The following is a 12,813-nucleotide window of genomic DNA, read 5'->3' as shown; positions in this document are numbered from 1 at the left end:
TGTTTCCTCGTGGCGCTAGTGTTTGTGGCCGCAGGATGGGCCGTGCACGTGCGGCGCCGGCGCCGGGGTGTTGGCGGGATCGCGGCCGCTGTCGCCTTCCAGGCCCGAAGCATGCAGGCGGTCCATGTAATCCTGCCACAGCTTGTCCTTCTCGTTACCGAGCTTGTACAGGTAATCCCACGTGAACAGCCCAGTGTTGTGGCCGTCGGTAAAGGTCGGCTGCACCGCGTAGTTGCCGACCGGATCCATTGCGGCGATGCCCACTTCGCGCTTGCCGACTTGCAGCACTTCCTGGCCGGGGCCGTGACCCATGACCTCGGCCGACGGCGAGTACACGCGCATCAGCTCGAACGGAATCGTGAACGAGGCGCCGTCGTCGAAGGCGATGTCGAGCACCTTGGACTTGTTGTGGACGGTGATGGCGGTCGGATTCTTGGTCATAGGTGAACTTTCAATCAGGCTTACAAACGTTCGATAATCGCGGCGTGCAACGCCGGCACCAGCGCGCGGCGCGCGGCCAGCACGTCCGGCGCGCCGGAACGCGCAGCCGTGGCAAAGCTCGAGTTGGGAAAATGCGCATCGTCCAGATAACGCGGAATCACGTGCCAGTGCACGTGCGGCGTCATGTTGCCGAAGCTGGCCAGGTTGATCTTCTCCGGCGCCATCACGGCGCGCTGCGCCGACTCCACCGCGAATACAACCTCCATCACATAGCCGCGCTCGGCCGCGCCGAGATCCGTCATCTCCTTGACGTGCGCGTTCCACACCACGCGCGTAAAGCCCGGATACTCGGCATCGTCGACGGCGATCACCGACAGCCGATCGTCGCTCCAGATGACGACGCCTTCGGCGGGCGCCGCCAGCAGCCGGCAAAGATCACAGCCCGCCGTCACACCAGCACCCGCTCGATGCCGCCGTCGTTGGCGCGCTTGACGTAGTCGGCCATCCAGTTCTCGCCCAGCAGATGCTTGGCGATCTCGACGACGATGTAGTCGGCCGTCGTGCCGGCGTCCTCGCCGTAGCGCGACACGCCGCCCAGGCAAGCCGGGCAGCTGGTGAGGATCTTGACCTCGCCCTCGAAGCCGTCGGCGCGCAGCTTGTCGGCGCCCTTGATGACCTCCTCTTCCTTGCGGAAGCGCACCTGCGTCGAAATGTCCGGACGGGCGATCATCAACGTGCCCGAGTCGCCGCAGCAGCGGTCGTTCTTCTCGATCTTGACGTTGTCGTGGGTGGCGATCAGACCGTTGACGGTCTTGGTCGCTTCCTGCAGCTTCATCGGCGTGTGGCACGGCTCGTGGTACATATAGCGGGTGCCGGTCACGCCTTCCAGACGCACCTGCTTCTCCAGCAAATACTCGTGGATGTCCATGATGCGGCAGCCCGGGAAGATCTTCTCGAACTCGTAGGTCGCCAGCTGGTCGTAGCAGGTGCCGCACGACACCAGCACCGTCTTGATGTCCAGATAGTTGAGCGTGTTGGCCATGCGATGGAACAGCACGCGGTTATCGGTCATCATCTTCTCGGCCTTGTCGTACTCGCCGGAGCCGCGCTGCGGATAGCCGCAGCACAGGTAACCCGGCGGCAGCACCGTCTGCACGCCCACTTCCCACAGCATCGCCTGGGTCGCCAGGCCGACTTGCGAGAACAGCCGCTCCGAGCCGCAACCCGGGAAGTAGAACACCGCCTCGGTATCGGCCGTGGTCTTCTTCGGATTGCGGATGATCGGGATGACCTTGTCGTCCTCGATGTCGAGCAGGGCGCGCGCGGTTTTCTTCGGCAGTCCGCCCGGCATCTTCTTGTTGATGAAGTGGATCACCTGCTCGCGCACTTTCGGCTTGCCGACGGTCGGCGGCGGCGCCTTGGTCTGCTTCTTGGCGAATTTCTTCAGCAAGTCGTTGCCCAGGCGCTGGGCCTTGTAGCCGATGCCGACCATCGCCGCGCGGGTGGCGTTGATGGTGGCCGGATCGGTGGCGTTGAGGAAGAACATCGCCGCCGATTTGCCCGGATTGAACGACTTCTTGTCCATCTTGCGCAACAAATTACGCATGTTCATCGACACGTCGCCGAAGTCGATATCGACCGGGCAAGGCGTCACACACTTGTGGCAAATGGTGCAATGGTCGGCCACATCCTCGAACTCTTCCCAATGCTTGATCGAGATGCCGCGGCGGGTTTGCTCCTCGTACAGGAAAGCCTCGATCAGCGACGACGTCGCCAGGATCTTGTCGCGCGGCGAGTACAGCAGGTTGGCGCGCGGCACGTGGGTCGAGCACACCGGCTTGCATTTGCCGCAGCGTAGGCAATCCTTGATGCTGTTGGCGATCTCGCCGATATCGCTTTGCTGCATGATCAGCGATTCGTGGCCCATCAGACCGAACGACGGCGTGTAGGCGTTGGACAGGTCGGCGTCCATCCCCGGCAGGTTCAGCAGCTTACCTTTGTTGAAGCGGCCTTCCGGATCGACGCGCAGCTTGTAGTCGCGGAACGGGCCGATTTCCTCCTCGGTCAGGAACTCCAGCTTGGTGATGCCGATGCCGTGCTCGCCCGAGATAACGCCGTTGAGCGAACGGGCCAGCACCATGATGCGGGCGACGGCGGCGTGCGCCAGTTGCAGCATCTCGTAGTGGTCCGAATTGACCGGCAGGTTGGTGTGGACGTTGCCGTCGCCGGCGTGCATGTGCAGCGCCACGAACACGCGGCCGCGCAGCACGCGCTTGTGGATGGCGGTCGCCTCGTCGAGGATCAGCTTGTAGGCGGCGCCGCTGAAGATCTGGCGCAGCTGGGCGCGGATCTCCTGCTTCCACGTGATGCGGATGGTGCGGTCCTGGACGATGTCGAACAGGGTCGCGTCCGGCTGTATCTTCAGGCGTTCGTCGAACACGGCCAGCAGGCGCTCCATGCCCAGCGCGGCCAGCTCGCCGGTGACGGTGCTCAGCGGCTTGTCGAGCTCGGCCAGCAGGAAGGTCCAGCGATCGCGCACTTGCGACAGCAAGGCTTCGGCCTGCTGCACGCGGTCGCCCAGCATTTCCTCGTCGCCCACGCCGTCGTCGGCGTCGTCGCTCTTGCCGATCGGCAGATTGCCGGCGGCGAAGAAGTCGCGCAACTCGTCGACCAGTTGCAGCTTGTTCTTGATCGACAGCTCGATGTTGATGCGCTCGATGCCGTCGGTGTACTCGCCCATGCGGTTGAGTGGAATCACGACGTCTTCATTGATCTTGAAGGCGTTGGTGTGCTTGGCGATGGCGGCCGTGCGGGCGCGGTCGAGCCAGAACTTCTTGCGCGCCTCGGGGCTGACGGCGACAAAGCCTTCACCCACGCGGGTATTGGCGATGCGCACCACTTCCGACGCGGCCATGGCCACGGCGTTCTCGTCGTCGCCGACGATGTCGCCGAACAGCGCCATCTTCGGCAGCACGCCGCGTTTCGACTTGGTGGCGTAGCCGACCGCGCGCAAGTAGCGCTCGTCCAGATGCTCCAGGCCGGCCAGGCGCAAGGTGGCGAACTGCTCGCCCTTGGCCGGCAGGCCGTCGAGGTAATCCTTGATTTCAACGATGGACGGGATCGCGTCGCGCGCCTGGCCGAAGAACTCAAGGCAGACGGTGCGGGCGAATTTCGGCATCTTGTGCAGGATCCAGCGGCCCGACGTGATCAGGCCGTCGGTGCCCTCCTTCTGGATGCCCGGCAGGCCGGACAGGAACTTGTCCGTCACGTCCTTGCCCAGGCCTTCCTTGCGGAAGGTGCGGCCGGCGATCTCCAGGATCTCGGTCTTGAACGGCGCGCCTTTCGACTCGCCGCGCGCGGTCGGATGGGTCCACTCCAGCTTGAAGCGGGCCAAGGGCGTGTCGTGGATCTTCGACAGGTTGTGGTCCAGGCGCGTGACTTCGAGCCAGTCGCCGTTCGGATCGACCATGCGCCACGAGGCCAGGTTGTCGAGCGCGGTGCCCCACAGCACGGCCTTCTTGCCTCCCGCGTTCATGGCGATATTGCCGCCGATGCACGAGGCGTGCGCCGAGGTCGGATCGACCGCGAACACGAAGCCGGCCTTCTCGGCCGCCTCGGACACCTTGTTGGTGATCACGCCGGCGCCGGTGTAGATGGTGGCGTATTCCTTGTCCAGGCCGGGCAGCACCTTCATCTCGACCGGCCCCATATTGAGCAGCTTCTCGGTGTTGATGACGGCCGACATCGGCGTCAGCGGAATGGCGCCGCCGGTGTAGCCGGTGCCGCCGCCGCGCGGGATGATGGTCAGGCCCAGCTCGATACAGCCCTTGACCAGGCCGGCCATTTCCTCCTCGCTGTCGGGCGTGAGCACGACGAACGGATACTCGACGCGCCAGTCGGTGGCGTCGGTCACGTGCGAGATGCGCTTCATGCCGTCGAAGCAGATGTTGTGCTTGTCGGTGTAGCGGCCCAGCACCTTGTTGGTGCGCTTGCGCAGGTCGTAGACCTGCTTGAATTCCTCGCCGAAGTCGGCCACGGCCTTGCCGGCGGCGCGCAGCAGCTTGATGACGTTGACGCTGCGCTGCCTGGACGCTTCCGATTCGCTGCCGTCGTCGTCGATGGTCAGGCGGCGCTTGTCGACCTCGGCCAGACGGTGGTGCAGCGCGTTGATCAGCTCCTGGCGGCGCTTCGGATTGTCGAGCATGTCGTCCTGCAGGTACGGATTGCGGCGCACGGCCCAGATATCGCCGAGCACCTCGTACAGCATGCGGGCCGAACGGCCGGTCTGGCGGGCGCCGCGCAGCGCGTCGAGCAAGCTCCACGATTCCTCGCCCAGCAGCCGGATGACGATCTCGCGATCGGAAAACGACGTGTAGTTGTAAGGAATTTCGCGGAGACGCTGGGTCTCCGGTCCGTGGGGCGTTTCCGCCAGCAGAGCTTGGATTTGTGCAGGGGCATTCATTATGCGATTGGACTTGTAAACTGGAACCCGGGAGGGTCATTCTAGCGTATTGCGACGCACCATGTCGGAACAGCCTTAGATGGCGGTGGGGTTCTCGGGTTCATCGCCACGCGCTATAAATTTGCGGATGAGCGCGATTACTGGCAATAAAATTCAACTTTCGCCGCGAAAACTGAACGAAATTCCGAATCCTGCGCATCCGACAATACGATCAATTGCACCAGATTAGCCCAGCAGTTGCCCGATCCGGTGCCAGACGCCGTCCGGCACATACAACAGCAAGGTGGTCATGGTCAGATAACGCAACAGTTTGCCGACGGCCATGTAGGCCAGGCTGGGCCAGAAAGGCAGCTTGAGCCAGCCGCCCAGCGTGCACAGCGGATCGCCGATGCCGGGCAGCCAGGCCAGCAGCATGGTCTTGGCGCCGTAGCGCTCCAGCCAATGGAACCAGCGGCTCTTGCGCTCCTTGGCAAAGGTGGTCTTGGCCTGGTAGCCGATCCAGTAATCGACCGCCCCGCCCAGCGTATTGCCGACGGTGGCCACGCCGATGGCGCTCCAGAACAGCTCCGGGTTGGCCTTAATGACGGCAAACACCGCCGGTTCCGAGCCCAGCGGCACCAGGGTGGCGGAGACGAAACTGATGATGAACACTGATGTCAGGCCCACTTCCGGCGCCGCGAGCACATTGAGCAGCCAGGCGATTGCAGATTCGATCATCGGTTTCTTTAGCGGGACGAAAGGTGTCCATTATAATGATCCGCACACCGCACGATTGAACAGCCCGGTCCTTGCCCACCGGCATCCGACCCGCGCCCCTGCCCGACCCGGTCACCCGCCGGATAGTTAGCATCGAACAACTGCGGAGCCCCCCCAGCGGGGTCAGTGCCGACATTCGGACACGAGCTGTGCCGTAACAGCGGCTACGGCACAGCTCGTGTCCGAATGTCGGCACTGACCCCCGAGGGTTTTTTGGCTCCGGCCCTCTGGAATCACTGTTTGCAGACCATGACTATCGACTATCTGAAGAAAATCCTGACCGCGCGCGTCTATGACGTCGCTGATGAAACCCCGCTGGAACTCGCGCCGACCCTGTCGCAACGTTACGAGAACCGAATTTATTTCAAGCGCGAGGACATGCAGAGCGTGTTCAGCTTCAAGATTCGCGGCGCCTACAACAAAATGGCCCACCTGAGCGACGCCCAGCGCAAGCGCGGCGTCATCTGCGCCTCGGCCGGCAACCACGCTCAGGGCGTGGCGCTGTCGGCGGCCAAGCTGGGCTGCCGCGCGCTGATCGTCATGCCGACCACCACCCCGCAAGTGAAGATCGACGCCGTCAAGGCGCGCGGCGGCGCCGACGTCGAAGTGGTGCTGCACGGCGAGTCCTATACCGACGCCTACAACCACGCGCTGACACTGGAACAGGAACAGAAGCTGACCTTCGTCCATCCGTTCGACGATCCGGACGTCATCGCCGGCCAGGGCACCATCGGCATGGAGATCCTGCGCCAGCATTCCGGCCCGATCCACGCCATCTTCGTGGCCATCGGCGGCGGCGGCCTGATCGCTGGCGTGGCCTCGTACGTCAAGGCGATCCGCCCGGACATCAAGATCATCGGCGTGCAGACCATCGATTCGGACGCCATGGCGCGCAGCATCAAGGCCGGCGAGCGCGTCACCCTGGCCGACGTCGGCCTGTTCTCCGACGGCACCGCCGTGCGCCTGGTCGGCGAGGAAACCTTCCGCATCGCCCGCGAGCTGGTCGACGACATCATCATCGTCGACACCGACGCCATCAGCGCCGCCATCAAGGATGTGTTCACCGACACCCGCAGCATCCTCGAGCCGGCCGGCGCGCTGGCCATCGCCGGCGCCAAGGCCTACATCGAGCGCGCGGCCATGACCAAGGACCCGGTCAAGAACGAGACCCTGATCACCATCGCCTGCGGCGCCAACATGAACTTCGACCGCCTGCGCTTCGTCGCCGAGCGCGCCGAACTGGGCGAGGCGCGCGAGGCGGTGTTCGCCGTCACCCTGCCCGAGCAGCGCGGCAGCTTCAAGCGCTTTTGCTCGCTGGTGGGGCCGCGCAATGTGACCGAGTTCAACTACCGCATCAGCGACAAGGACGAGGCGCACGTGTTCGTCGGCGTGCAGATCGCCGACCGCGGCGAATCGGGCGCGCTGGCGCGCAAGTTCGAGGAGCACGATTTCAAGACCCTGGACCTGACCCACGACGAGCTGGCCAAGGCCCACATCCGCCACCTGGTCGGCGGCAAGAGCGGGCTGGCCAAGGACGAGCTGCTGTACCGCTTCGAGTTCCCGGAACGCCCGGGCGCGCTGATGCGCTTCCTCGACAGCATGGCGCCGAACTGGAACATCTCGCTGTGCCATTACCGCAGCCAGGGCGGCGACGTCGGCCGCATCCTGATCGGCTTGCAGGTGCCGGCCGAGGAGATGGGCGCGTTCGCGCAGTTCCTCACCACGCTCGGTTACCGTTACTGGGACGAGAGCGCCAATCCCGTCTACAAGCTGTTCCTGGGCTGAAGAGTAAGTCTTCTGAACCACGTAGGGCGGATTAGCGCAGCGTAATCGGCCATGTTTGCGTTTCGACAGCGCACGCATTGGCCGATTACGGCGTGCCGCCTAATCCGCCCTACGTGATCAGCCGGAATCATCGAGGCCGAGACACTTTGCGGTGAAGTACGCTACCATTTCACCTTTACCGTTTCGCACAACGCCATGACCAACTCCGTCGACCTGTCCCCGCTGGGAAAAACCTCCGCCTATCGCACCGATTACGCGCCGGAGCTGCTGTTCCCGATCCCGCGCCAGGGCAAGCGCGACGAGCTGGGCCTGAACGGCACCCTGCCCTTCTTCGGCGTCGACATCTGGAACGCCTACGAGATCTCCTGGCTCAACCAGCGCGGCAAGCCGCAGGTGGCGATCGCCCGCGTGACCTTTCCGGCCGATTCGCCCAACATCATCGAGTCGAAATCGTTCAAGCTCTACCTGAACTCGTTCAACCAGACCCGCCTCGAGAACGTGGTGGCGCTCAAGTCGCTGCTGCAACAGGACCTGACCGAGGCGGCCGGCGCCAACGTGCACATCACCATCACCCAGCCGGAGGAATTCGGCATGATCTCGATGGGCGAACTCGACGGCCTGCTGCTGGACCGCCTCGACATCGAGGTCGACAACTACAGCCCGTCGCCGGAGATCCTCAAGGCCGCGCACGACGAGGAACCGGTCGAGGAGAAACTGGTGTCCCACCTGCTCAAATCGAATTGCCTGGTCACCGGCCAGCCCGACTGGGCCAGCGTGCAGATCCACTACGCCGGCCCGCAAATCGACCAGGAAAGTTTATTGAAATACCTGATCGGTTTCCGCGAACACAACGAGTTCCACGAACAATGCGTCGAACGCATCTTCGTCGACATCCTGCGCCAGTGCGCGCCGCAGCAATTGGCGGTGTACGCGCGCTACACCCGCCGGGGCGGGCTCGACATCAATCCATGGCGCAGCAATTTCAGCACGGCACAGAAACCGCCGAACCTGCGCGGCGCACGTCAATAGCAAAAATCAGGCGTATGATGTGCGCTATGATGCGATTTTCACAAGAAACGAGCCCATCTATTGAAAAACGCGAAAAATCGGAAAAGCCCCTCGATTTGCGGCGAAAAACCGGCGTTTTCGCGCTTTTTTGCGCATAAATAGCAAATGCTTTCTGCGGTGCATTTTCAATAACACCCGTGGCGGCCCGGCGCGCCGACCGCCTGACACCAAAGCAACGCCGGCGCGAGCGAATTCATGTTACATGGCGCACAAACAAGCCTATAATTCGGCGGCACGCCTTGTGCGTCGTAACATTCTTATCGTCTTATGAATAACCTGAGCAAAATACTCTCACTCGACAATGTCCTGCTTGACCTGGAAGTCTCCAGCAAGAAGCGGGCATTCGAGCAAGCTGGTCTGATCTTCGAAAACAACTGCGGCATCGCCCGCTCCACCGTCTCGGACAACCTGTTCGCGCGCGAGCGCCTCGGTTCCACCGGGCTCGGTCATGGCGTGGCGGTGCCGCACGGCCGCATCAAGGGCATGAAGAGCCTGAAGTCGCCGCTGGCGGCGTTCGTCCGCCTGGCCGAGCCGATTCCGTTCGAGTCGCCCGACGGCAAGCCGGTCAACCTGCTGTTCTTCCTGTTGATCCCGGACCACGTCACCCAGCAGCACCTGGAAATCCTGTCGGAGATCGCCGAGATGTTCTCCGACGACGCCTTCCGCACCGCGCTCTCCACCGACCCGGACCCGAAATCGGTGCATTCGCGTATCATCAACTGGATGCCGAGCCTGCAGGCGGCCGGCTGACAAGTGGCTTGCAAGCATGAGGTGCCGGACAATAGGTTAAACTAAGGGCGTAGCGCCATACTTAGTCCAACCTTGAGATAAAGACGCCCCATGCTGCAAACGCCGCTGACGATACAAAGGCTTTACGACGACAATCGCGAGAGTTTGCAGCTCGGCTGGTTCGCCGGCTTTCCCGGCGGCGAGCGCCTGATCTCCGGCGACGTCGCCTCCGCCGCCGACCAGGTCGGCCACCTGAACACCATCCACCCGGGCCGCATCCAGGTCTTCGGACACCAGGAAATCAATTACTACCAGCGCTTGAAGGCGCTCACGCGCGCCCACGTCATCGGCGAGCTGATCGCTGGCGGCCCGCCGGCGCTGATCATCGCGCAGGGGCTGGAAACGCCGCCCGACATCCTCGCCATCTGCGACGAAAAAAACATCCCGCTGTTCTCCACTCCGTTACCTGCCGCACAGGTGATCGACTTCCTGCGCGTGTATCTTTCCAAGAAGCTGGCGCAACGCATCATCATGCACGGCGTCTTCATGGACGTGCTGGGCGTGGGCGTGCTGATCACCGGCGACTCCGGCCTGGGCAAGAGCGAGCTGGGCCTGGAACTGATTTCGCGCTCGCACGGCCTGGTGGCCGACGACGCGGTCGAGTTTTCGCGCATCGCGCCCAACATGATCGAGGGCCGCTGTCCGGCCCTGCTGCAGAATCTGCTGGAAGTGCGCGGGCTGGGCCTGCTGGACATCAAGGCGATCTTCGGCGAGACGGCGGTGCGCCGCAAGATGCGCCTGAAGCTGATCGTGCACCTGGTGCGCCGCGGCGCGGCGGAAGAGGAAGTGGAGCGGCTGCCGTTCCAGTTCCCGACCGAGGACGTGCTGGGCCTGCCGATCCGCAAGGTCGTGATCCCGGTGGCGGCCGGCCGCAACATCGCGGTGCTGCTCGAGGCCGCCGTCCGCAACACGATACTGCAATTGCGCGGCATCGACACCTTACAGGAGTTCATGGAGCGGCAACGCCAAGCCATGAGCGGAGATTAAAGCCATGCGCATCGTCCTCATCACCGGCATCTCCGGCTCCGGCAAATCGGTGGCCCTGAACGTGCTGGAAGACACCGGCCACTACTGTGTCGACAACCTGCCGCCGGCATTGCTGTCGAACCTGGTTTCCACGCTGGCCGCGGAAGGCCTGCAGGCGCTGGCGGTGGCCGTCGACGCCCGCAGCGCCGAATCGCTGGCCTCGCTGCCGGCCGACGTCAAGCGCCTGCGCGAAGAGGGACACGACGTCAAGGTCATGTTCCTGACCGCCAACACGCACTCGCTGGTGGCGCGCTTCTCGGAGACGCGCCGCAGCCACCCGCTGTCGCACGAGCTGCGTCCGGGCCAGAATCCGGCCGCGCGCCGCACCCTGATCGAATGCATCATGGAGGAGCGCGAGCGGCTGTCGGCCATCGAGCAGTTGGGCCACGTGGTCGACACGTCGGAACTGAGCGCCAACAAGCTGCGCGCCTGGGTCAAGGACCTGGTCGCCAGCGAGGGCGCGCCGCTGACCTTGTTCTTCGAGTCGTTCGCCTTCAAGCTGGGCGTGCCGATGGACGCGGACTTCGTGTTCGACGTGCGGGCGCTGCCGAACCCGTATTACGACCTGACGCTGCGCCCGCTGACCGGCCGCGACGCGCCGGTGATCGATTTCCTCGACGCCCAGCCGAGCGCGATCGAGATGATGGGCGACATCCGCGCCTTCATCGAGAAATGGCTGCCGTTCTTCAAGACCGACAACCGCAGCTACCTGACGGTGGCGCTGGGCTGCACCGGCGGCCAGCACCGCTCGGTCTACATGGCCGAAAAACTGGCCGCCTATTTCCACCCCAACGAACGCGTGGTCCTGCGCCACCGCGAGCAATAACCCCATAAGCCGGCATCCCGCCGGGCATGGCCGGCGGCCCTCCCCGGGCCGCGCCTAAGGAATTCCCTACTCGGCAACTTCCATCATCCCGACGGAAGAACCGTCCCCGCCCTATGGGCGCGGAGGAAGAGTGCTGCGATGATTTCAACATCGCAACACTAATTCCCAAAAGACAAATGTCCGGCTGCCACTGCTCCGCAACCCCCATGCCTGAGCGCCCCGCGATCAAGGTGATGATCGTTGACGATTCGGCGCCGGTGCGCCGGACGCTCGCTGCGCTGCTGGCCGGCGACACCGCCGTCGCCGTCATCGGCACCGCCGGCGATCCGCTGTGCGCCATGGAGCACATGGCAGGCGACTGGCCGGACGTGATCCTGCTGGACGTGGAGACGCCGCGCATCGACGGCATGGGCTTCCTGCGGCGCTTGATGCGCGAGCGGCCGACGCCGGTGGTGATCTGTTCCACGCTCACCGAGCGCGGCATCGAGACCACGCGGATGGCACTGGCGGCCGGCGCGGTCGCCGTGGCCGCCAAGCCCCGCCCCGGGCTCGAGCAGGTCTCGTTCGCCCGGGCCCTGGATCTGCTGCGTGTCGTCAAGGCGGCCGCGCGCTACGACCTGACGGGTTTGGCGCCGGGCGCGGCGGGCGCGCCGCCGGCCCCCGCCCCCGCCCCGCTTCCCCCCCCCCCCGTCCGCCACGCGGCCGCCACCGACACGATCGTGGCCATCGGCGCTTCCCTTGGCGGCACCCGCGCGCTGGAACGGGTGCTTGCCGCCCTGCCGGTCAGTTGTCCCGGCATCGTCGTTGTCCAGCACATGCCGGAAAAATTCACCGACGCCTTCGCCCGTGGCCTCGACCGCATATGCCGGATCGGGGTGCGCGAGGCGCGGCACGGCGACCGCGTCCTGCCGGGCACGGCCCTGATCGCCCCGGGCGGGCGCCATATGCGGGTCCGGCGCAGCGGCACCGGATACTTCGTCGAGATCACGGACGACCCGCACGTCAACCGCCACCGGCCGGCGGTCGATGTCCTGTATCACTCGCTCGCGCGGTGCGCCGGCCCCAACGCGCTGGGCGTGATCATGACCGGCATGGGGGACGACGGCGCGCGCGGCCTGCGCGCGATGCGCGACGCCGGCGCCCACACCATCGCCCAGGACGAGGCCAGCTGCGTGGTGTACGGAATGCCGAAGCAAGCGGTCAAGATGGAGGCCGCGTGCGCCGTGCTGCCGCTGGGCGGGATCGCGGCGGCGATCGAGGCGGAGGGCCGGCTGGGGCAGGCGGCGCGGCGGGTGGGCGTGCCCGCCGCCGGAGCGGATGGCGACGGCGGGGACGGCCCGCCCCCCGGGCCGACCGTAGGGAATTCCCTATCGGCAACATCCCCCATCCCGACGGCAGAACCGTCCCATCCCTATGGGCGCGAGTCGCGCATCCTGCCATGATTGCAACAACGCAATACTAATTTCCTAAAATAAAAATGAGACACCATTTCGAGACGTCAGCCGGCACCGGCCCGCGGCGCGCGACATCCGCCACGGCGGCCACGGCCGCCGCGGTGCTGGCGCCGGCGCTGCTGGCCGGCGTGGCGGCCGCGCTGCCGGCGGCCGGCTGGCCGTGGCCGGCGCACGCCGCCGTCCTCGTGCTGGCGGCCGCCGGCGCC

At 64.8% G+C, this 12,813-nt stretch carries 11 protein-coding genes; 7 read left to right on the top strand and 4 right to left on the bottom strand.

The window, feature by feature from the left end; translation table 11 throughout:
- Positions 1–15: 15 nt before the first annotated feature.
- From AC07P1_RS25760 to AC07P1_RS25745, 4 genes are all read right to left on the bottom strand, one after another.
- On the bottom strand, positions 16–441 hold the full coding sequence (locus AC07P1_RS25760; RefSeq protein WP_494698510.1) for a gamma-butyrobetaine hydroxylase family protein: 426 nt from the start codon (positions 439–441) through the stop codon (positions 16–18).
- A 20-nt stretch (positions 442–461) separates the two neighbouring features.
- Positions 462–893, bottom strand: a complete 432-nt coding sequence (locus AC07P1_RS25755; RefSeq protein WP_494698509.1) for an HIT family protein — start codon at positions 891–893, stop codon at positions 462–464.
- Entirely contained in the window at positions 890–4,903 is a 4,014-nt protein-coding gene (locus AC07P1_RS25750) for a DUF3683 domain-containing protein (protein ID WP_494698508.1), read from the bottom strand. The genes AC07P1_RS25755 and AC07P1_RS25750 overlap by 4 nt, the downstream gene beginning before the upstream one ends.
- Before the next feature lie 225 nt (positions 4,904–5,128).
- Positions 5,129–5,620, bottom strand: a complete 492-nt coding sequence (locus tag AC07P1_RS25745) for a YqaA family protein (protein WP_494698507.1) — start codon at positions 5,618–5,620, stop codon at positions 5,129–5,131.
- A 288-nt stretch (positions 5,621–5,908) separates the two neighbouring features.
- On the opposite strand from AC07P1_RS25745, the gene ilvA reads away from it, so the two are divergent.
- The 7 genes from ilvA to AC07P1_RS25710 form a co-directional block, all read left to right on the top strand.
- Positions 5,909–7,444 (top strand): threonine ammonia-lyase, biosynthetic, encoded by a 1,536-nt coding sequence (gene ilvA, locus AC07P1_RS25740; protein ID WP_494698721.1) that lies wholly within the window; start codon positions 5,909–5,911, stop codon positions 7,442–7,444.
- 195 nt (positions 7,445–7,639) lie between these two features.
- Positions 7,640–8,473, top strand: a complete 834-nt coding sequence (gene queF / locus AC07P1_RS25735; RefSeq protein WP_494698506.1) for an NADPH-dependent 7-cyano-7-deazaguanine reductase QueF — start codon at positions 7,640–7,642, stop codon at positions 8,471–8,473.
- 306 nt (positions 8,474–8,779) lie between these two features.
- Positions 8,780–9,262, top strand: a complete 483-nt coding sequence (locus AC07P1_RS25730; RefSeq protein WP_315223119.1) for a PTS sugar transporter subunit IIA — start codon at positions 8,780–8,782, stop codon at positions 9,260–9,262.
- A 90-nt stretch (positions 9,263–9,352) separates the two neighbouring features.
- The gene (hprK, locus tag AC07P1_RS25725) at positions 9,353–10,288 is read left to right on the top strand and encodes an HPr(Ser) kinase/phosphatase (protein WP_315223117.1); all 936 of its coding nucleotides are present in this window, start codon (positions 9,353–9,355) and stop codon (positions 10,286–10,288) included.
- A 4-nt stretch (positions 10,289–10,292) separates the two neighbouring features.
- Positions 10,293–11,153 carry an RNase adapter RapZ gene (gene rapZ / locus AC07P1_RS25720; RefSeq protein WP_494698505.1) on the top strand — a complete coding sequence of 287 codons (861 nt, stop codon included), beginning with the start codon at positions 10,293–10,295 and terminating at the stop codon, positions 11,151–11,153.
- 206 nt (positions 11,154–11,359) lie between these two features.
- Positions 11,360–12,595 (top strand): protein-glutamate methylesterase/protein-glutamine glutaminase, encoded by a 1,236-nt coding sequence (locus tag AC07P1_RS25715; RefSeq protein ID WP_494698504.1) that lies wholly within the window; start codon positions 11,360–11,362, stop codon positions 12,593–12,595.
- Between the two features lie 35 nt (positions 12,596–12,630).
- The coding region (locus tag AC07P1_RS25710; RefSeq protein ID WP_494698503.1) for a hypothetical protein at positions 12,631–12,813 on the top strand (183 nt) is incomplete at its 3' end.

Source organism: Duganella sp. GW821-FHT07F09 (genome assembly GCF_059418705.1).
This window is presented reverse-complemented; position numbering and strand designations above follow the sequence as displayed.

Excerpts from the sequence above, each read along its gene's own strand:
- AC07P1_RS25760 (WP_494698510.1), bottom strand. The coding sequence starts at position 441 with ATGACCAAGAATCCGACCGCCATCACCGTCCACAACAAGTCCAAGGTG.
- AC07P1_RS25750 (WP_494698508.1), bottom strand. The coding sequence starts at position 4,903 with ATGAATGCCCCTGCACAAATCCAAGCTCTGCTGGCGGAAACGCCCCAC.
- AC07P1_RS25745 (WP_494698507.1), bottom strand. The coding sequence starts at position 5,620 with ATGATCGAATCTGCAATCGCCTGGCTGCTCAATGTGCTCGCGGCGCCG.
- ilvA (WP_494698721.1), top strand. The coding sequence starts at position 5,909 with ATGACTATCGACTATCTGAAGAAAATCCTGACCGCGCGCGTCTATGAC.
- queF (WP_494698506.1), top strand. The coding sequence starts at position 7,640 with ATGACCAACTCCGTCGACCTGTCCCCGCTGGGAAAAACCTCCGCCTAT.
- AC07P1_RS25730 (WP_315223119.1), top strand. The coding sequence starts at position 8,780 with ATGAATAACCTGAGCAAAATACTCTCACTCGACAATGTCCTGCTTGAC.
- hprK (WP_315223117.1), top strand. The coding sequence starts at position 9,353 with ATGCTGCAAACGCCGCTGACGATACAAAGGCTTTACGACGACAATCGC.
- rapZ (WP_494698505.1), top strand. The coding sequence starts at position 10,293 with ATGCGCATCGTCCTCATCACCGGCATCTCCGGCTCCGGCAAATCGGTG.
- AC07P1_RS25715 (WP_494698504.1), top strand. The coding sequence starts at position 11,360 with ATGCCTGAGCGCCCCGCGATCAAGGTGATGATCGTTGACGATTCGGCG.